Genomic DNA, 20,186 nt, shown 5'->3' with positions numbered 1-20,186 from the left:
GGTTAATATAAAGCACTTTTGCTAAAATACACTGTAAGTTTAACCACAGACAATACACGAACAAGTTGTGAACTTTTGCCTTTAGGAGCCAAACCTAAGGGCGGTAGCGTATCTGAATACGAATCGGAACTAATCTCATAGGGTATTCACGTCCCTGCTCATCTTTAAAAGGCCATTGCATGATAGTTTCTCAATTATTGGATTTTATTATTTATAGCAATCACATAGCAATTAACTTTTCGATGTTCGATTTGTAGATCATCTTAGTTTTTTTCTACTACCTTCATAGACAAACTAGAGACCAAACGATGAGTAACCAGAATCCTTTATGCATTTCGATGCTACCCTTGATTATTGATCACAAGGCGAAGCAAACTCGATATTATCGATATCATTTCGTTTTTAATGTGCTTAGTGCTTAGTGATCAAGATTAGTGGATAGATATTCATCTTTATGGTCAGTGCAGTGTTTTTTGAAAGGGGTTGGTGATTTCGATTGTGACGTTCCTTTTAAATAGGCAATAGCACAAACTATGGAAATGATTAATCTGATTCACCTAAAAAGTCATGTATGGAATGGTTCATGTAAGCATCTGTAAACTTTGCTCCTCGAGCCTACACGTCAGCTCAAAATATCTGAACATGTATGTTCGAAACGCCTTCCTAAATGGAGATATGAGAAGATAAAATGATAAGACAATTTAAACAATTATGGTCGATCCTATCTTTAGAGCAACGAAGACGGTTGGGATTTCTACAAATCATGGTTGTGGCGATTTCAGTATTTGAACTTGTTACGATTGGTATGATTGCTGGGTTTATGGGTGTAGTTTCAGATAATAATAAACTAGACTCCTATCTAGATTATTTGAATATTACTTTACCTGAAGGCATAGCATTTAGCAGTGTTTTATTAAGTATTTCTTGCTTAATATTAATATCTCTAACCGTAAGCTCTTTATTGTCAGTCGTTATGACAAAAAAAATAAATCAGATATCTTTAGGTTTTGGTCATGAACTGACGTCTAGATTGTTTAGTTTTTATCAAACTCGAGATTGGATTTATTATGTAAAAAATAATTCAAGCTCTTTATCAAATAATGTATTAATCGAAACAGCTCGTTTAGTCGGCGCTGTAATAGTACCTGCCGTTAATATGGTTTCAAGGTTGGTTTTTATTTTATTAATAAGCATGGCTATTTTTTCATATGATATAGATACGAGTTTATTCGTTATTCTTTTTTTTGTTTCGAGCTATGTATTGATTTCGGCAGTACTTAAGAAGCGTTTACAACGAAATGGTAATTTAGTATCTGAAGCAAATCAATTAAAAAGTAAGATAGTAAAAGAAGCGTTTGCAAATACAAAATCAGCAATTCTTTTAGATAAAAGACAATACTTCATTGACTCTTTTGAAAAACAAAGTCTTCAGCAGTCACGAGCTCAAGCTAGCACAATGACAATCGCAGGTGCACCAAGATATATGATGGAATGGCTTGCATATGTAAGTATGATAATGATCATCATACTTAATCTGATTATCAAAGGTGAGGATTTTTCAACTATATTGCCGTTACTTACTATTTATGGTTTAGCTGCCTTTAAATTACTACCCTCACTACAGCAGGTTTATAATAACCTTGCAATGATCAAGGGAAATATCTCGGTAGTGGGGATCCTTAAGTCGGATATGTCACTTAGTGCCATTAAGATCAAACCAGAAGGAACTGCAATCTCGATACCATTTGAACATTCACTCGAAGTATCACAAGGGTGTTTTTCATACGATTGTAATGATCGATTGGCTTTAGATACGATTAACTTAAAGATTAATAAGTTTGAAAAAATAGGTGTCGTGGGCCATTCTGGTTCAGGAAAGTCAACATTAATTGATGTACTTTGTGGATTATTGTCATTAAATAGTGGTCAACTGAGAGCTGACGGTACATCAATAGAAGAATTATCTGCTTGGCATCATAATATTTCTTATGTTCCTCAATCTGTGAGCTTGTTAGATTCTACGATTGCAGAAAATATTGCATTTGGTGTTGACTATACGGAAATAGATTGGACTAAGCTTAATAAAGCCGTTGAGCTTTCTTGCTTGACAGAGCTGGTTAATAGTTTTTCTGAGGGGATTAATAGTCACCTTGGTGAGAATGGAATACAAATCTCTGGTGGTCAAAGGCAGAGGATAAGTATTGCGAGAGCATTATATGCTGAATCTGAAATTCTAATTTTTGATGAAGCAACCAGCGCATTAGATGGTATTACTGAAAATCAAATAATGGAGTCAATTGAGAAATTGTCAGGTAAGAAAACTATTGTAATGATTGCTCATAGACTAAAAACAATTAAGAATTGTGATCGTATATACTTTATGGAAAAGGGTGAGATTGTCGATGAAGGAAACTATCAGTATTTAATAGAAAATAATGCTCACTTTAGAGAGATGGATAAATTTTCTTGACGTAAATTCAGACATTAAACTGAAATATAGCTGTTATTCGTGTTGATGAAAAGTTATGAAAACATAGGTAGATTAAAAATTATGGAAACAACAGATTTGATACCTGATCCAGTGAAACATTTAATGAAAATACATGACCTTTTGGATAGTCAAGAACCATTTAGCTTTATTCGATTCAGTGATGGTGAAACAGAGATACTTAAAAATAGGTACTTAGAGATTAGTAATGGAATTACAATATTTAGAGGGCAGAGTTTCACAAATAAATACCCTGACTTTGACTCAAAGAAATTCGATCCTCAATGTCATAGAAATATTCGGAAGGACCTACTAGAATCTGCAATGTTTAAAGATATGAGATTTTATAAAGGTATCCCTACATCACATAATGATGCAATTAATGACCGTGAGTTTATGCTGCGATTAAATGGTGGTTTTGATGATAATATCACATTCGCTGACTTATTACTAAATTCTAACTACGAGAAGTATCGATGTGAATTGGTACCATTAATTTCAAAGTACACTAATATATATGTTATCGCGAATCATAGAGCGACACTGAGTGGTATATTAGCAGAAGCACAGCATATTCCAGTGCCAGATAATTTTTTTGGGACATATGAGAGTTGTCTTGACGGTATTATGACTACTATGAAAAATGTAGAGAAGGGGGCTTTAATATTGTCTTCAGCATCTTCGTTAACAAAAATTATCGGGCATAAATTATTTTTGAAAAGGCAAGATATTACATTTATAGATGTTGGAACCTCTATTAACGATCTTTTGTTATTGCAGAGCAACATACGGGATTATCTCAAGGATGATAGAACTCTGATAGATAAACTACTCTTGAGAAAAAGAAAAAGGTTTGAAATTAAATGGTAAATGAAAATAATGTCAGAATTGCAGTTGTACTAAATGCATATAAAAGAACAGAGTTTTTAGAATTACAATTAGATGCGATTGACAAACAGACTATCAAAGCATCAGATATATACGTATGGCAAAACCATGGCCAAGAGATACCTGAATACTTGAAATCGAGATTTATACTAGCTGATTGTAGTGAGAATTTAGGCGTTTGGGCAAGGTTTGCATTTGCTCTTAATATTGATGCTGATTACATATGCTTGTTGGATGATGACACAATACCAGGAAGCAAATGGTTCGAAAACTGTGTAGATACGATAAAATCACATGACGGCCTTCTTGGTACTAGAGGATTGCAATATTTAAGCAGTAAAAGATACCATCCTTATAAAGAATTTGGCTGGGCATACCCAAATGAACATACTGTTCAAGTTGATATAGTTGGCCATGCTTGGTTTTTTAAAAGAGAACATTTAGCCATGTTCTGGAGTGAATTACCACCTAAAAACTTTAGCAGGGTGGCTGGAGAAGATATACATTTTTCTTACATGCTTCAAAAGTTTGGTTTAAAAACCTTTGTACCTCCTCATCCTATTGGAGATCAAGAGCTTTGGGGAAGCCTTCCACACTATGGCAAGGAGTTAGGTACTAATGAAGCTGCTATTTCTCAAGGCTCTGGTGCTACAAGTAAATTCGATATAGCCTATAAATATTATATATCAAAAGGTTTCCACCTAACGCTAGACCTTAGTGAGAGGCTGAGTTCAGGTGTAGTTGTTGGCTCTGGAGTTAGAAAGAATAAGTTTTTTAGGGAAATAGTAGAAAAAAACCCTAGCATTAAAAAATATTCGAAAGTATTCCTTAAACAATTAGAGAAACTAGGTATCCATATTTGATAAAGAACTGGTGCACGGTGTCACTCAGTATTAGACAGAAACCTAAGTGATAGATGGCATTATTCTAGCCATCATATGATTCTATCCTAAGGCTAGTATAATTGAGTTCATCGATACTTGGCCTATCAAACTAAAGTGGTTTAATAAGTTGGGGTTCAAAAAAGAAATGATCTTTTTGTAGTTGTAGGTTTTATTGCATAATCCAGTGGAACTAAATCTAGAACCTAGTATCTGATCAGCTACATTTTTCCCCTCTCTCTGTCATATGCCTAAATCTCTTTATAAAACAATTAACAGGAAGTATTAAATCAATAACCAATTAATCATGGTTCTTTGACCTCTTAGATTGATGAAGAAGAAGTTAGTGGGTAGGTGCAAAGTAGATATAATAGACATGGTAGGCTACTTCGATTCAGTGAGCTGATTATTACGACAGTGCTTATGGTGAAACAGGTATTTTCGATGTCACTGAGAGAGTAGCAAGGATTCATCAAATCGATATTTAGGTCAGCCTATATTCCGTTAAGTTATCCGAAATACACTTGTATTAGCCGGTTGGAAAGTCAAAAATACGGGTCGAATGGTGAGTGTATGGTTTGGAAAAGCTGTTTATTACTGGCGAGACTATATTCAAGAAATCATTACAGCCGAGTTAAGTCTATCAATGTTTACAGGTGGAAATATATTCCGAACTTATTGAACAAATACGTCGAAGCATTTTCATGTGTAGCATATTAAGTGCTCTATGCGCTTGAATAATACTAATGTTTATAAATGAAAGATTAGTACGGTATAAATTGAGAGAAGAAAATGAAAATACTTATTACAGGTGGTGCTGGTTTTATTGGTTCTGCAGTCATTCGTCACATCATTGAAAATACAGAAGATGTAGCTATTAATGTGGATAAGCTTACCTATGCTGGCAATTTAGAATCGTTAACTTCAGTTGCTAATCATTGTCGTTATATTTTTGAAAAAGCTGATATCTGTGATGCGGAATCAATGAAACGCATTTTTGAACAACATCAGCCTGACGTAATTATGCATCTTGCGGCTGAATCTCATGTCGATCGCTCAATTGATGGCCCCGCAGCCTTTATTGAAACAAATATCATTGGTACGTACACTTTATTAGAAGTAACTCGCGCTTATTGGAATGCTTTATCTGATGATAAACAAAGTGTTTTTCGTTTCCATCATATTTCAACTGATGAAGTATATGGCGATTTAGAAGGTACATTTGACTTATTTACAGAAAATACATCGTATAAACCATCCTCGCCATACTCAGCATCAAAAGCTTCCTCTGATCATTTAGTTCGTGCTTGGTTGCGTACTTATGGTTTGCCAACGATAGTCACTAATTGTTCAAATAATTACGGTCCTTACCATTTCCCTGAAAAATTAATACCATTAATGATTTTAAATGCATTAGATGGCAAATCTTTGCCTGTTTATGGTGACGGTATGCAGATTCGTGATTGGTTATTTGTAGAAGATCATGCTCGAGCTCTATATAAAGTTGCTACTGAAGGTGAAATTGGCGAGACATACAATATTGGCGGCCACAATGAAAAAGCTAATATTGATGTCGTTAAGACTATTTGTTTGCTATTAGAAGAGTTAGTACCTAATAAACCTAAAAATGTGAATCAGTACCTCGATTTAATTGCCTATGTAACAGATCGCCCTGGACACGATGTTCGTTATGCAATTGATGCTTCGAAAATTGAACGAGAGTTAGATTGGAAACCAAAAGAGACATTTGAATCAGGTCTTCGTAAAACTGTTGAATGGTATTTAGCCAATAAGCAATGGTGGTCACGCGTGTTAGATGGTTCTTATACTAGAGAACGTTTAGGTATTTCAAATGAGGAAATTAGCTAATGAAAGGGATTATCCTTGCTGGCGGTTCTGGTACACGCCTTTATCCTATTACTATGGGCGTATCTAAGCAGTTATTACCTGTCTATGATAAACCAATGATCTACTATCCATTATCTGTATTAATGTTAGCAGGTATACGAGATGTTTTAGTTATTACTACGCCAGAAGATAATGATAGTTTTAAGCGCTTACTTGGTGATGGTAGTCAATTTGGTATCACTATTGAGTATGCGGTTCAGCTGACACCTGATGGTTTAGCTCAAGCATTTATCATTGGTCGAGAGTTTATTGGTAATGATTCGGTCTGTTTAGTTCTGGGAGATAACATCTTTTATGGTCAAGGTTTTACACCTAAGTTGTTACAAGCTGCTCAACAGCAGAAGGGAGCTACAGTCTTTGGCTACAAAGTAAAAGATCCTGAGCGTTTTGGTGTTGTAGAATTTGATGAAGAGATGAAAGCACTATCTATAGAAGAAAAACCTGAGAACCCAAAATCTAATTTTGCTGTAACTGGTTTATATTTCTATGACAACCAAGTGGTAAACTTAGCTAAATCGATTAAACCTTCTGAACGTGGTGAGCTTGAAATTACTTCAGTGAATCAGCTCTATCTTGAACAAGGTGACTTAAATGTAGAGCTACTAGGTCGAGGTTTTGCATGGTTGGATACTGGAACATATGAAAGTTTGCAAGATGCAGGATTATTTGTATCTACGATAGAACATCGTCAGGGTTATAAGATAGCTTGCTTAGAAGAGATTGCATTTAATAACGGTTGGCTGACAAAAGAGCAGCTTAAAGCATTGGCAAAACCCATGCTTAAAAATAGTTATGGGCAGTATTTAAACGGCTTGTGTTAAAATATCGTACTGAATGGGATATAAAATGGCATATTTAACTCAAACAGAGCTTCTTAGGTTAAATTTTAAAAGTTTAGGTAAGAACGTTAAAATTAGTGATAAAGCAAGTATTTATAACCATGAAATGATCTCGATTGGAGATAATTCTAGAATTGATGATTTTTGTGTTATTTCTGGGGTGGTTGAAATAGGAAAGTTTGTACACATAACCCCTATGTGTTTGATTGCCGGTGGAGAAAAAGGTGCTTATTTAGCTGATTTTTGTACTCTTGCTTATGGTGTTAAAGTCTTTACTCAGACTGACGACTATACAGGGGAAACTATGACTAATTCGCTAATACCTAAAAAATATAAAAATGAAAAATCAGCCCCTGTATATATTAATAAATATGTAATCATTGGAACAAACTCAGTTGTTTTTCCTGGTGTTACCATCGATACAGGATGTTCAATAGGTGCTGTGTCCTTAGTATTGAAAAGTACGGATGTTTGGGGCGTTTATATTGGAAGCCCAGCTACGAAAATTAAAGAACGAAAAAGAAATTTGTTGCAGTTAAAAAACGAATTCTTGAGTGAGTATAATTATGATTCCATTTAATAAACCACCAGTCACTGGTACAGAAATTCAATATATTAATGATGCAATTGCTAATTCCCATCTATCTGGTGATGGCCCTTATGGCAAAAAATGCCAACATTGGTTCGAAGAACAAACCAAATGTTTGAAGGCTTTACTGACACCGTCCTGCACTGCTGCACTCGAAATGGCGGCCATTTTAATAGATATACAGCCTGGTGATGAAGTTATTATGCCGAGCTATACTTTTGTATCGACCGCAAATTCATTTGTACTGAGAGGGGCAAAAATTGTTTTTGTTGATATCCATCCAGACACGATGAATATCAATGAAAAGCTAATTGAGCAAGCAATTACTGAGAAAACAAAGGCAATTGTTCCTGTCCATTATGCTGGTGTAGCTTGTGAAATGGATTTAATAATGTCTCTTGCAGCTCGATATAACTTATTTGTAATTGAAGATGCAGCTCAAGGGATGATGTCAACTTATAAAGGAAAACCTTTGGGCTCTATTGGCCATTTAGGTGCGTACAGTTTTCATGAAACAAAAAACTATACATCTGGTGGTGAAGGTGGTCTGCTTCTAATCAATGATGAGAAATTTGTAAAGCGTGCGGAAATAATTAGAGAAAAGGGTACGAACAGAAGTCAATTTTTCAGGGGAATGGTTGATAAATATTCGTGGGTGGATATCGGTAGTAGTTATTTGCCTTCCGAATTACAGGCGGCCTACTTGTGGGCGCAGATAAAGGCCGCTGATAAAATTAAAAAATTCCGTTTAGATAGTTGGGAGCGATATAGAGAAAAGCTATATTACTTAGATAGAGAAGGAATGCTAGAGCTGCCAGTCGTGCCTAAAGATAGTTGCCATAATGGACATATGTTTTATATAAAAATAAAAGATATAAGTGTAAGAGAATCACTAATATCTCACCTGAAGTCTGAAAATATAATACCAGCATTTCATTACGTACCTTTGCATTCCGCTTATGTCGGTGAAAAATTTGGTAGATTTAATGGTGTGGATAGATATACAACACAAGAGAGCGAAAGGCTTCTTCGTCTGCCCCTTTATTATGGACTGGAGAAAGAAGAACAGGACTTAGTTGTGAAATCAATAGGGTCTTTTTTTTCGTCAATTAATGAATTCGGCTAGGGTAAGGTATTGTAATGTTAAAAAAAGTACTAACGGTCTTTGGAACTAGACCTGAAGCAATTAAAATGGCTCCATTAGTTCAATGTCTAAAAAAAAACGTATCAATAGAATCTAGAGTTTGCGTAACTGCTCAACATCGAGAGATGCTCGACCAAGTATTAGACTTATTTGAAATTAAGCCAGATTATGACCTTAATATCATGACTTCTGGACAAACCTTATTTGATGTAACCTCGCTTATCGTAACGCAAATGAAAGAGGTTCTAGAGGCATTTAATCCTGATGTGGTTATCGTTCATGGGGATACTACGACAACATTTTCTGCCGCTTTAGCTGCTTATTATTTGAAAATCCCGGTTGCGCATGTAGAAGCAGGACTTAGAACTGGGAACATATACTCACCATGGCCTGAAGAGGCAAATCGTAAACTGACAGCTACCTTAGCTGATTTTCACTTTGCACCAACAGAATCGTCAAAGTTAAACCTTGTAAAAGAAGGTTATAATGAGAAAGTTATTGATATAACAGGTAATACAGTCATTGATGCACTGCTCTGGGTTAAAGACAAAATTTCTAGAGATAACGACTTGTTATTGAATATGGAGTCAGCATTCAGATTTTTGGATAAAAATAAAAAGCTCATCTTAGTTACTGGACATCGACGAGAAAGTTTTGGAGGTGGCTTTGAGCGTATATGCGAAGCTCTACTTAGAATTGCTCAAGATTTTGAGGATGATGTGCAAATTGTATACCCAGTACATTTAAATCCCAATGTAAAAGATATTGTAGAAAGTAAATTATCTGATAGTAAGAATATCTTTTTAATTCCCCCACAAGATTATTTACCTTTCGTATATCTAATGGATCAGTCATATCTTATATTGACTGATTCCGGAGGGATACAGGAAGAAGCACCTTCATTAGGAAAACCGGTGTTGGTGATGAGAGAAACAACTGAGAGACCAGAGGCTATTAGTGCTGGTACGGTAAAATTAGTTGGCACAGATACCAATAAAATAATCTATGAAACATCGGTACTGTTGAGCAATCAAGATCAATATGCTGAGATGAGTCAAGCCCATAATCCGTATGGTGATGGAAAAGCCTCTGTTAGGATTGTAGATAGATTACGCTTGCTTTCTAAAGATATGAATGGCCAACTTACGGAGATGTGATGAAAAGTCTAACGATATGTATTTCAGGACATATTTGTCGAGAAAATTCTGCAAATTTACATTCTTTCTGGCGTGGTTTTATAAACATCCAGAGGGGCTTACCAAATGTTGAAATATTGAATGTTGTAGGGCACTGCTGGAACCCTGAGTTTGAGTACCTTGTAAAGAACGTATATAGCCCTGTACTTATCGCATCAGAAAAACAACCATCATATATTGGAATATATGGTCCAGTTATTCAGCCTGTGGACAAATTTGAAATTGGCATTAAACGAAGTAAATCAACGTGGTCTAGAATTTCACCTCAAAGCTTAATTGGTATATCGGAGTCAAGAAGTAAAGCTATCTCTCTATTAGAAGGGCTAGATATTTCTCAGAGTGATTGGGTACTTGCGGCAAGATGGGATCAAGGCTGTTCTGGTAGTAAAGATGTTCATCAGATAGTGGTTGATGGGGCTCTTCCCAATAACTATCTATATATGCCTTATTATAATGAAATCGATGAAGGTTATCCTGATATGTGGTTTCTGACTAATAAGGAAACAGCACAAAACTTCACCCAGTATAGTGAATTTATTATTGATTGTTTATCAGGGAATAATGATTTCTTTAAAGAATTTACAGAAACAGGTTGGCCTCTAGCTATTGCTAAAAAGAAAAAAAGTCGAGTTGAAAAAAAAATAAGCATTGGGAGTGCGAAACTTGCAAATTTAACTCGTAGTTTGCTTATTGATATTTGTGGTTATCTAAATGAAGGTAAAATATATAATAAAGCTAATAGTATATTACGCAGAGTAAATGATTATATAGACAAACCAATAATTACTGGTGAAAATAGCCATTTACCTAAAAGTAAATCATTAGTCGTATATCCAAATTATCAGGCTTTAAATATTCATGCGATGTTAAAATATTTCGTGATGTCAAAAGGTTTAAGGGAGAATACTAGATTTCTTCATGTAAATGACTTTAATACACCTTCCAATGGTTTTGAAATAAACCCTGTTAAATATGCTTATGTAATATATTCCCACTCATCGTTTTCTGATTGTTGGGAAATGGTGGTAAATCAAGCTCTGGAGAATATTTCTAATTCATGTGAAAAAATTATTCTGATCTCTGATGAAAGTGAAGAGACGAGGTTGAGCTTTGGCCATATATTAGGGGCAAAAAATATTGAATTAGTCACCTATAATAATGAAGAGCCATATACCGAACGTTTACGTCGTTCATTTTTGCATATTATGAAAAGGTTTAAATACATTTATTTTTCACATGAAGATATGCCGTTATACGACAAAGTTGACAGTGTGTATTTAAATTCATTACTTCACTATTTAGATAACTCGAATGAATACTATATTAAATTAGTTGATACCAATTATATCGATAATAAAACCGATCATATTTGTTTTCCTGGTCTGGTTGAAAATGTTGGTGGCTATTCATGCTCGGTACAACCATCAATTATGAAATTAAAGGAAATGGTATCTTTTTTAAGCGGCTTTGATGATGATATATATAGTTTTGAGGATAAATGCTGTCGTAGTAATTTACGATTCTCATCGGTCAAGGGGAATAGGAAAATAGGTAAGTATCTATTAATTAATAATCACTTCCCTCACATTGCAACTGCAATATCGAAAGGGAAATGGTGTACTGATGAATGGGCTAACGAGATTTATCAATTATCAGAAAGGTATAAAATAGACTTGTCAGTTAGAGGGGAGGTAGCTCCGGGGAAGGGAAACACATGAAGATTCTTAAAATTTAAAGGACTGAACGATTGTCTATAAAGGCTGTTTAGACACTAATATAATTATTAATACGATAATATTTTAATTTTAGGGGCATGAAATTAGCCAGATAATTAACTGTTTTATATATCAAGGGTGTTAGTGCGGTTCCTATGAATAATGCTAAACTGAACCTTATCTTTATTAACACCCAGAGGATTAATGATGGAAAATAGTAAAAAATGTAAAGATTTTACTCTATTGATATCTGGACCTTATCACCCTAATATCATAAAACAAATCGAATATAATGAAGTATTTAAAAATATAATAATATCAAACTGGGAGGGAGATCCTGTCCTGATGGTAGGGCATAAGCAAGTTTTCACAAAGAAACCTAGCTATAGTACTTGCCAGAAAATACATAATTCTCAGAATATATACCTTCATTGTCTATGTGTTTTGAGTGGTTTAGTGAGAATAAAATACTAACATGTAATGTCTTTACTAGGAATGTATCTTATGCGCCTTTTCATATTTCAGACCATATTATGATCGCTGATGTAGAAGTATTAAAAAAAACTTTCCAATACCTTAAGAATTATCTAGAAAATAATGCTGAATCCGATAAGTTTAATTTACTACGTGATACAGTTCCGGCAGAATCTAAAATCGGATTCGCTTATATGAAGGTTAAAGGTCATGAACTCTCTCGCATTGACACTTTGAACGTAGAATATGCATATAGATTGATGCTTGAAGAAATGGAGATTTTTGAAGTGGACAAATTAGTGCCAATTGAAATTAAATCATCTGTAGCAGGAGTCTTTAGCTGTTATGAGAGGTTTGTTACAATTGATACAAAGCTACAGCTAAGATATCATCGTAATATATCAGACCTCAAGCCTCTAACTAAACTGAATATTTTCTCTTATAGAGTAAAGAACAAGTTAAATAGAATGATACACTCATAGGTCGTGTTTATATCTCTGATTTATGCTGGGGGTAGGGTGAGATCAAACTGTTAATAAAATGCAGCCATTAATTCGAGTGTTTTTAGGGTTGTTTGATTGGTAAATTATTAACTATAATTCAAATAATTAAGGGACAATAATGATAGATATCATCGCCCACAGAGGCTTTTGGCTAGATGCTTCTGAGCAAAATACTGAAATAGCTTTCATTAGAGCTTTATCTAATGGATTTGGTATTGAAACAGACTTGAGGGACCATACTGAAAAATTGGTTATCAGTCATGACATGCCAAATGATAACTCGATGAGGTTTGATACATTTTTACAAATCTGTAGCCAATATGATGATGAATTAACGCTAGCATTAAATGTAAAGGCTGATGGCCTACAACAAACACTAAAAGCAAACGATATTGCAAATAGACACTTTTACTTCGATATGTCAGTACCGGATATGCTAGGGTATATCCGTAAGGATATGATGGTTTATAGTCGATACTCTGAGATTGAAACGTCTCCAGCACTCTATGATAAGAGCGATGGTATCTGGTTAGATAACTTTACGGATGAGACGTTGGCAATAGATATACTAGAACAGTTTGTAAAAGATGGTAAGAAAGTAGTATTAGTCTCACCTGAACTTCACAAGAAAGATGAATCTTTTTACTGGCAAACTCTTAAAAAACTATTGAATAGCAATCCTCAATGGTCAAAATATATTGGCCTGTGTACTGATTTCCCTTCTAAAGCAAGAGATTATTTCTATGACTAATAAGATCAAAGCCGTTATTTTTGATATGGATGGTGTATTGATTGATGCTAAAGATTGGCATTATGATGCCTTAAATAAAGCACTTGAGATTTTTGGTTTAACGATTAGCCGCCATGATCACTTAACTACATTTGATGGCTTGTCAACCGGTGAAAAGCTGAGAATGTTATCTAAAGTACATGTCTTGCCTGAATCATTACACGGTTTTATTAATGAAATGAAGCAACAATATACAATGGATATTACTCATCAATTATGTAAGCCAATATTTCATCATCAATATGGGTTATCGAAGTTGAAAGAAAATGGCTATCAAATCGCTGTCGCGTCAAATTCAATCCGTAATACAGTGAAAGTGATGATGGAAAAATCATCATTGATGCAATACCTTGATTTCTATCTCTCTAATCAAGATGTATCTAAAGGGAAGCCTGATCCAGAGATCTACAATCTGGCTATTTCGAAACTAGGTTTAACACCCCAAGAGTGTGTGATTGTAGAGGATAATGAGCATGGGTTGAGAGCGGCGAGAGCATCAGGAGCACATGTTTTGAAAGTAGAAACCATTCATGATGTGAATTTTGACAATATCAACCGTTTTATCCAAGAGGTAGAATCAAATGCTTAATATTTTAGTTCCTCTTTCTGGTGGGAATACCTTTGAGGTATCTTCTGAAAATAAATACCCTAAGATATTTACCGATATCGACGGAAAGTTACTTATCGAGCGGGCTGCAAAGCCATTTTTAGAGTTAAATCGTGAATGTAAGATAACAGTAGCACTTCCTCAACCAGAAGCTGATAAGTATCAATTACCTAATGTACTAGGTTTACTAGGAGATCAAGTACATACCTGCTCCATTAATGGTAATACTCAAGGGGCAGTTTGCTCAGCATTATTAGCTATTGAAGAGTTGGATCATGAAGCGCCACTTATTATTACCAGTTTTGAGCAGGTGCTTGATATTGATCTTAATGAATATATTGATACCTTTATAAGTGAAGGGGTTGATGCTGGTGTGTTAACATTTAAGGCGAAGCACCCTAAATGGTCCTATGTTAAAACAGACAGTAATCATCTGGTAACCCAAGCTGCTGAGAAAATGCCAATCAGTAATAATGCAATTGCAGGATTTTATTATTTTAAATCTGTAAATTTGTTTCTTGAATCGGCAAAAGCCATGATCCGAAAAGATGTAAAAACCAATAATAGTTTCTATATCGCACCAACACTTAATGAAGTTATTTTAAATGAAGGTAAAGTGAGAGCAATAGATATTGATAAAGCGTGTTATTTTCATGTGATTGATGAGCATGAACTGAATAATTATGAGCAGAAAGTTCTTAATGATAGAAACCAGCATAAAGACAAAGTACTAAAGAGTACACAAGAGTATGTTGCCGCGTTTAATACTATGAACATTGACGAAGTAGCTTCCTTTTTGACGCAGACGTCTGTGCTTGCCGATCCTTCAGGAAGGTTTGTTGGAAAATCAGTAGTATATGACTACATTAAGGGTATTTTTGATGCAACAACAGAGTTAAGTTTTGTTGCTAATAATATCTATGTAACTAATGATCATGAGTCAATTATTGAATTTGAACTAACCATTGACGGAACAACGCTTGTCGGTACGGATGTTATTGACTGGACACCTCAACTTTTGATAAAAGAGCTAAGAGCTTATCTATATGAGGCTAAATAAGTGGATAAACATAATATAGATGATTTTGTTCGTGGTTGGTTTGTTGGTGGGTTTAAGCCAACATTATATAAGACAACGGATGTTGAGGTAGCTGTACAGCGGTTTACTAAAGGCGATAAAGAAGCGAGTCATTGCCATAGAATTGCCACTGAAATCACTATGATTGTTTCGGGTAAAGCAAGAATGAAGGATAATATTTTAGAATCTGGAGATATTATCCGTATTAATCCAGGTGAGTATACTGATTTTGAAGCGTTAGAAGACACGGTGACAACCGTAGTAAAGCTCCCTGGTGCACTTAACGATAAATATTTAGAGGATTAAAATGTTAAATATTGTAATACCAATGGCTGGCCGTGGTAGTCGCTTTGCAAAGGAAGGCTATGAATTACCAAAACCCTTAATCGATGTGAATGGTAAACACATGATTGAGGTCGTGATTAATAACCTTAAACCAATTTGTGAGCATCGATTTATATTTGTATGTCAGAATGAACACATTGAAAAATATAGTTTACTCTCGATCTTTGATGATGCATGTGATGACTATGAAGTGGTTGGAATTGATGGTGTGACCGAAGGTGCAGCTATTACTGTTTTGAAAGCTCGTCAGTATTTTGAGACTAATGAGCCGTTAATGATTGCGAATAGCGATCAGTGGGTAGATGTAGATATAAATGAGTATCTTCAAGATATTCAAACACGAGAATTGTCAGGTAGTATGTTGACAATGAAAGCTGATGATCCAAAGTGGTCTTATGCGAAAGTCGATGATATTGGTTTAGTTACAGAGGTTTTGGAGAAAGTTGTAGTTTCAGACGAGGCGACAGTAGGAATTTATAACTTCTCAAATGGTAATGATTTTTGTAAATATGCTGATTATATGGTTGAACAAAACATTCGTAGCGGTGGTGAGTTTTATGTTGCTCCAGTTTATACATACATGGCTGAAGCGAGTAATTCGATTGGTATATATAATATAGGTAGTGAAGCCGATGGAATGTATGGTTTAGGTATACCTTCTGACTTGGAAATTTTTCTCACTTCAGAAATATGTAATAAAGCAACTAACTTTTAGAGAATATTTATTAACAGAAAAATCAGTTTTTAATGAGAGGGCTAACACTCTAAGTTTTTGCATGCGTTCGCTCTTTTATTACGTATATTTAATTTTAAGTAATTCGTTGAAATCTGCTTTAACTTATGTGTCGAATCATTATTGTTACTTATATTTTTACGTTCCTTGTTAAAAAAAAGTGTTATTCCTATCCTGTAATTGTGAATTATGTTGGTTTTGTTAGTTGTTAAAAATACCAATAATCTATTATTCTTAAGGAGAAGTTAGTATAATTTATGAAATTCTTACTTGTCTCAAATATGTACCCGGCTATAAAAAGTCCTTCTTACGGTGTATTTGTTAGAAATATAGTTGATAAGCTCTCAGAGCATGAAAAAATATCTTTTGATAAAGCTGTAATAAGTGGGAAACCTACTGGTATTTTATCTAAAGCTTTAAGTTATTTGTTTTTTTATATAAAGGCTTTTATTCTTGGGTTTTTAGGTAAGTATGATTTCATTTATATTCATTATATATCTCATTCATCTCTACCTATTCTTTTATTAAACTTATTCAATAAGAAAAAAATCATTATAAATATCCACGGGGGAGATGTTCTTCAACATGATGATGTTTCAAATCTAGCTTTTAAATTCAAGCGATATATTTCTAAAAAGGTGATTGATGTCGCTGATCTGATAGTTGTTCCATCGCTGTCTTATTCTAGGTTGGTTATTGAACAATATGGTGCTAGTAAAGATAATATTGTTGTATATGCTTCTGGAGGTATCGATACTAATCTCTTCTCGCCAAAGAAAAATTTTGCTAAGAATAAAAAATTAACCCTAGGGTATGTAGGGCGTCTAGAGCCAGTTAAGGGTGTGCATTTGTTGACCAGGGTAGCTAAAAAACTTAAGGATGAAGGCATCGATTTTCATTTATCAATAACTGGAAATGGTTCGCTTAAAGAGAGTCTTTTATCAGAAATCAATAGAGAAAATTTAGAATCTTACATATCTTATCAGGAGCAGAAAATACAATCAGAATTACCGGATTTATATAGAAGCTTTGATGTGTTGATATTCCCTTCTAAAGCAGAGAGCTTAGGTCTTGTCGGTCTTGAAGCGATGGCATGCGGCTGTCCCGTATTAGGTTCCAATATTGATGGGATAAAAAACTACCTACAGCCAGAGTATAATGGGCTGATTTTTAGAGAAGGTGATGTAAATGACTTATTCGAGAAAATACTATTAATTAAGAGTCTGTCGAGCACAGAACTTCAAACTATTTCAGAAAATTCAGTTAAAACAGCAAGTCAATTTGAAAGCTCTAAACAGACAGAGATCCTTATTAACTCCCTTATTGAGTGCTGTAATAGAGATAAGTAAGTTTTTTAATTTAGCGTTAGTCAATGATGGAAACATCTTGTGGTTTTTTAGCAATGAATCGGTATGTATCTGCGTTTATTTTTAGGTATCCACATCTGCTAGAAAATTAGACATGATAATTACTAGTTGACTTTATGTGACTTTTAACGGGGTTGCGCTCTATAATTCACCCTCGGTGCATACGTTCTCCCTTGTGAATGATGGCATTATTATAAGGTAAATAAATGAAAAAGATAGCTATCGTATTTGGTTGTGGTGGACACAGAGCTCAAGCAAATAGATTTTACAAAACATTTTCTCAAGATGTACACACTGATTTTTATGGGATTACAGATGAAGGGCAGGCTCCTGAGTGGAGTAAGGGATTTTTAGTATTAGAACCATTTCGTGATAAATATTCCGGGAAAAATGTTTCCCTAGTGAAATTCTTTTCTAATATAGTTACTGCGCATAAATTCCTACGTGAAAACAACATATCTACTTTAGTTTCTTTTGGCCCAGGAGTCGCTATTTTTGTTGGTATTGCGGCAAAGATTGCTGGTTGTTCTATTATACATTTTGAAACGTGGTCTAAGTTTTACTCTCCTACAATGACAACAAAAGTTATGAAGTATTTAACTAAAAACATCTTTATTCAAAATATAGAGCTCAAAGATTCTGTCCCTTATGGAAAGTTTGTAGGCAGATTTTAATATGAATATATTAGTTACAGTCGGTACTACAGCATTTGATGAGCTTATCGCAGTCATCGACGAAAAATTCGAAGGCGACAAATCTGTAGATATTGTAGCTCAGACTTCATCAAGCTCTATCTACACACCAAAGAACTTTGAGTCGTTCCGGTTTAGTGATGACTTTCAGTCATATGTAGATTCAGCGGACTTAATTGTCACCCATGCAGGAGCTGGCTCAGTTTACTCTATGCTTGAAAACAGAAAGAAATTAGTTGTTGTACCTAACTTAACTCGCGCTGATAATCATCAAATTGAATTAGCTCAGTACGTCCAAGAGAATAATTTTGCTGTTTCTTGTTTCGATTTAGCTGAGCTCCAATCTTGTATCAATAAGGCAAAGAGTTCGGAATTCGAACCTTATTCTTGTGAGAAATTTTTCGGTCATAGTATTATTCGGGGGTTATTAAAGTGAATATACTTGTCTCAGGTGCTTCCGGCTTTATTGGACGTCGGTTACTTCAGAGCTTAGACTTATCTTTGGTTAAAGCTGTAGGGCGGAATTTACCTAGTGACTTTCCTAGTTCTCAGTTTTATAAAAAAAATATCGATAGTTCAACTGATTACTCTGAAGCTTTGTATGATGTTGATGCTGTCATTCATCTTGCAGGAAGAGTCCATATGATGAAGGAGCCTTCACAAATAGGTGCTTCTTCGGCTTATCATGAAGTCAATACGGCAGGAACATTGAATTTAGCTAAACAGGCACGCAAGGCTGGAGTTAAGCGCTTTATTTTTGTTAGTACAATAAAAGTGAATGGTGAGTCGACTGAAATCGGTCAGTCATTCACTGCATCGGATAAACGACGACCTTTCGATGATTATGCTCAATCAAAATCAGAGGCTGAAGAGTTATTATTACAATTAGCCGAAGAAACTGGTTTGGAGGTGGTTATTATTCGCCCTACTTTAGTTTACGGCCCTGGTGTAAAAGCAAATGTTGCATCTTTGATGAATTTAGTTTCTAAAGGTTTGCCTTTGCCTTTCGGATGTATAAACCATAATAAAAGAAGCTTGGTGTCGGTTACTAATTTAGTTGATTTGATTGTTACTTGTACTGAACACTCTAAAGCGGCTAATCAAGTATTTTTAGTTTCTGATGATCATGATGTGTCTACGTCAGAAATGGTTTGTGAAATAGCAAAGTCATTGAATAAGTCACAATGGCAACTTCCTATACCGAAATGGTGTTATAGGTTGGTTGGGACTGTTTTAGGTAAGCAAAAGATGGTTGATAGATTGTTAGGTTCGCTTCAAGTTGATATCAGTCATACAAAAGAAACTCTTGGTTGGACCCCTCCTCAAAGATTAGATGATGGCTTCAAAGAAATGGCTGAAACTTTTTTATTGAATAAAGAGAATGATAAATGATTCGTACTTTGGATTTTCTAGCTGCTTTTTTCGGCTTGTTGCTCTTATGGCCGCTCTTATTAATTGTTATGATTGTTGGTTTTTTTGAGACTGGTTCGCCTATTTTTGTCCAAGAGCGAGTAGGACGTAATAAAAAGGCATTTAGTTTGATTAAATTTCGTACTATGTCCGTTGGCACAAAATCTGTTGCGAGCCATTTGACAAATAATGCATCCATTACTACTTTAGGGGCGTTTTTACGAAAAACAAAGATTGATGAACTGCCACAACTGATTAATGTTTTAAAAGGGGAAATGAGTTTAGTTGGGCCTCGTCCAAATTTATTTAATCAGGAAGAATTAATTAAAGAACGTGATGCCCTTGGGGTGTATGCTGTGCTACCTGGCGTTACTGGTCTAGCACAGGTTAAAAATATTGATATGTCTACTCCCAAACTACTTGCTAAAACCGATAGGAAAATGATCGATACGTTAACAATAAAGGGGTATTTTAAGTATATTGTTATGACAGCTACAGGTAGTGGTTCTGGTGACGCAGTTAAATAATAAAGAGAACAG

20 protein-coding genes are annotated in these 20,186 nt (G+C 34.8%); all 20 read left to right on the top strand.

Features of this window, described 5'->3' with window-relative positions:
• Positions 1-688: 688 nt before the first annotated feature.
• The 20 genes from BCU75_RS03600 to BCU75_RS03500 all read left to right on the top strand — a co-directional run bounded on the left by BCU75_RS03600 (position 689) and on the right by BCU75_RS03500 (position 20,174).
• Positions 689-2,470 carry an ABC transporter ATP-binding protein gene (locus BCU75_RS03600; RefSeq protein WP_076676104.1) on the top strand — a complete coding sequence of 594 codons (1,782 nt, stop codon included), beginning with the start codon at positions 689-691 and terminating at the stop codon, positions 2,468-2,470.
• A gap of 81 nt (positions 2,471-2,551) precedes the next feature.
• The gene (locus BCU75_RS03595) at positions 2,552-3,358 is read left to right on the top strand and encodes a hypothetical protein (protein ID WP_076676106.1); all 807 of its coding nucleotides are present in this window, start codon (positions 2,552-2,554) and stop codon (positions 3,356-3,358) included.
• A complete protein-coding gene (locus BCU75_RS03590) occupies positions 3,352-4,239 on the top strand; it encodes a glycosyltransferase family 2 protein (protein ID WP_076676108.1) in 888 nt (295 codons plus the stop codon). The genes BCU75_RS03595 and BCU75_RS03590 overlap by 7 nt, the downstream gene beginning before the upstream one ends.
• A gap of 810 nt (positions 4,240-5,049) precedes the next feature.
• The gene (rfbB, locus tag BCU75_RS03585; protein ID WP_076676112.1) at positions 5,050-6,126 is read left to right on the top strand and encodes a dTDP-glucose 4,6-dehydratase; all 1,077 of its coding nucleotides are present in this window, start codon (positions 5,050-5,052) and stop codon (positions 6,124-6,126) included.
• The gene (gene rfbA, locus BCU75_RS03580) at positions 6,126-6,986 is read left to right on the top strand and encodes a glucose-1-phosphate thymidylyltransferase RfbA (RefSeq protein WP_076676114.1); all 861 of its coding nucleotides are present in this window, start codon (positions 6,126-6,128) and stop codon (positions 6,984-6,986) included. Before rfbB ends, rfbA begins: the two co-directional genes overlap by 1 nt.
• 25 nt (positions 6,987-7,011) lie before the next feature.
• Positions 7,012-7,584, top strand: coding sequence for an acyltransferase (locus tag BCU75_RS03575; protein ID WP_076676117.1), 573 nt, complete (start codon positions 7,012-7,014; stop codon positions 7,582-7,584).
• Positions 7,571-8,719, top strand: coding sequence for a dTDP-4-amino-4,6-dideoxygalactose transaminase (gene rffA, locus BCU75_RS03570; protein ID WP_076676119.1), 1,149 nt, complete (start codon positions 7,571-7,573; stop codon positions 8,717-8,719). Before BCU75_RS03575 ends, rffA begins: the two co-directional genes overlap by 14 nt.
• Positions 8,720-8,733: 14 nt before the next feature.
• Complete coding sequence (wecB, locus tag BCU75_RS03565) at positions 8,734-9,894, top strand: non-hydrolyzing UDP-N-acetylglucosamine 2-epimerase (protein ID WP_076676121.1); 1,161 nt, start codon at positions 8,734-8,736, stop codon at positions 9,892-9,894.
• Positions 9,894-11,651, top strand: coding sequence for a hypothetical protein (locus tag BCU75_RS03560; protein WP_076676123.1), 1,758 nt, complete (start codon positions 9,894-9,896; stop codon positions 11,649-11,651). Before wecB ends, BCU75_RS03560 begins: the two co-directional genes overlap by 1 nt.
• A 530-nt stretch (positions 11,652-12,181) precedes the next feature.
• Complete coding sequence (locus BCU75_RS03550) at positions 12,182-12,604, top strand: hypothetical protein (protein WP_102472949.1); 423 nt, start codon at positions 12,182-12,184, stop codon at positions 12,602-12,604.
• Between the two features lie 139 nt (positions 12,605-12,743).
• Entirely contained in the window at positions 12,744-13,376 is a 633-nt protein-coding gene (locus BCU75_RS03545) for a hypothetical protein (RefSeq protein ID WP_102472948.1), read from the top strand.
• On the top strand, positions 13,369-14,004 hold the full coding sequence (locus BCU75_RS03540; protein ID WP_102472947.1) for an HAD family hydrolase: 636 nt from the start codon (positions 13,369-13,371) through the stop codon (positions 14,002-14,004). The genes BCU75_RS03545 and BCU75_RS03540 overlap by 8 nt, the downstream gene beginning before the upstream one ends.
• A complete protein-coding gene (locus BCU75_RS03535) occupies positions 13,997-15,082 on the top strand; it encodes a nuclear transport factor 2 family protein (protein WP_102472946.1) in 1,086 nt (361 codons plus the stop codon). Before BCU75_RS03540 ends, BCU75_RS03535 begins: the two co-directional genes overlap by 8 nt.
• Entirely contained in the window at positions 15,083-15,406 is a 324-nt protein-coding gene (locus BCU75_RS03530; protein ID WP_076676134.1) for a cupin domain-containing protein, read from the top strand.
• A 1-nt stretch (position 15,407) separates the two neighbouring features.
• Positions 15,408-16,160, top strand: a complete 753-nt coding sequence (locus BCU75_RS03525; protein WP_102472945.1) for a glycosyltransferase family 2 protein — start codon at positions 15,408-15,410, stop codon at positions 16,158-16,160.
• A 275-nt stretch (positions 16,161-16,435) separates the two neighbouring features.
• Positions 16,436-17,527, top strand: a complete 1,092-nt coding sequence (locus tag BCU75_RS03520; protein WP_076676138.1) for a glycosyltransferase family 4 protein — start codon at positions 16,436-16,438, stop codon at positions 17,525-17,527.
• Positions 17,528-17,751: 224 nt separating this feature from the next.
• A complete protein-coding gene (gene pssD, locus BCU75_RS03515) occupies positions 17,752-18,219 on the top strand; it encodes a PssD/Cps14F family polysaccharide biosynthesis glycosyltransferase (protein WP_076676140.1) in 468 nt (155 codons plus the stop codon).
• 1 nt (position 18,220) lies between these two features.
• Positions 18,221-18,673 carry a PssE/Cps14G family polysaccharide biosynthesis glycosyltransferase gene (gene pssE, locus BCU75_RS03510; RefSeq protein WP_076676142.1) on the top strand — a complete coding sequence of 151 codons (453 nt, stop codon included), beginning with the start codon at positions 18,221-18,223 and terminating at the stop codon, positions 18,671-18,673.
• A complete protein-coding gene (locus tag BCU75_RS03505) occupies positions 18,670-19,629 on the top strand; it encodes an NAD-dependent epimerase/dehydratase family protein (RefSeq protein WP_076676144.1) in 960 nt (319 codons plus the stop codon). Before pssE ends, BCU75_RS03505 begins: the two co-directional genes overlap by 4 nt.
• The gene (locus tag BCU75_RS03500; protein ID WP_102472944.1) at positions 19,626-20,174 is read left to right on the top strand and encodes a sugar transferase; all 549 of its coding nucleotides are present in this window, start codon (positions 19,626-19,628) and stop codon (positions 20,172-20,174) included. The genes BCU75_RS03505 and BCU75_RS03500 overlap by 4 nt, the downstream gene beginning before the upstream one ends.
• The last annotated feature ends 12 nt before the right edge of the window (positions 20,175-20,186 follow it).

This window comes from Vibrio splendidus (assembly GCF_002873455.1).
GTDB lineage: Bacteria > Pseudomonadota > Gammaproteobacteria > Enterobacterales > Vibrionaceae > Vibrio > Vibrio splendidus_J.
Note: the sequence above shows the minus strand (reverse complement) of the source record. Positions and strands in the feature narration are given on the sequence as shown.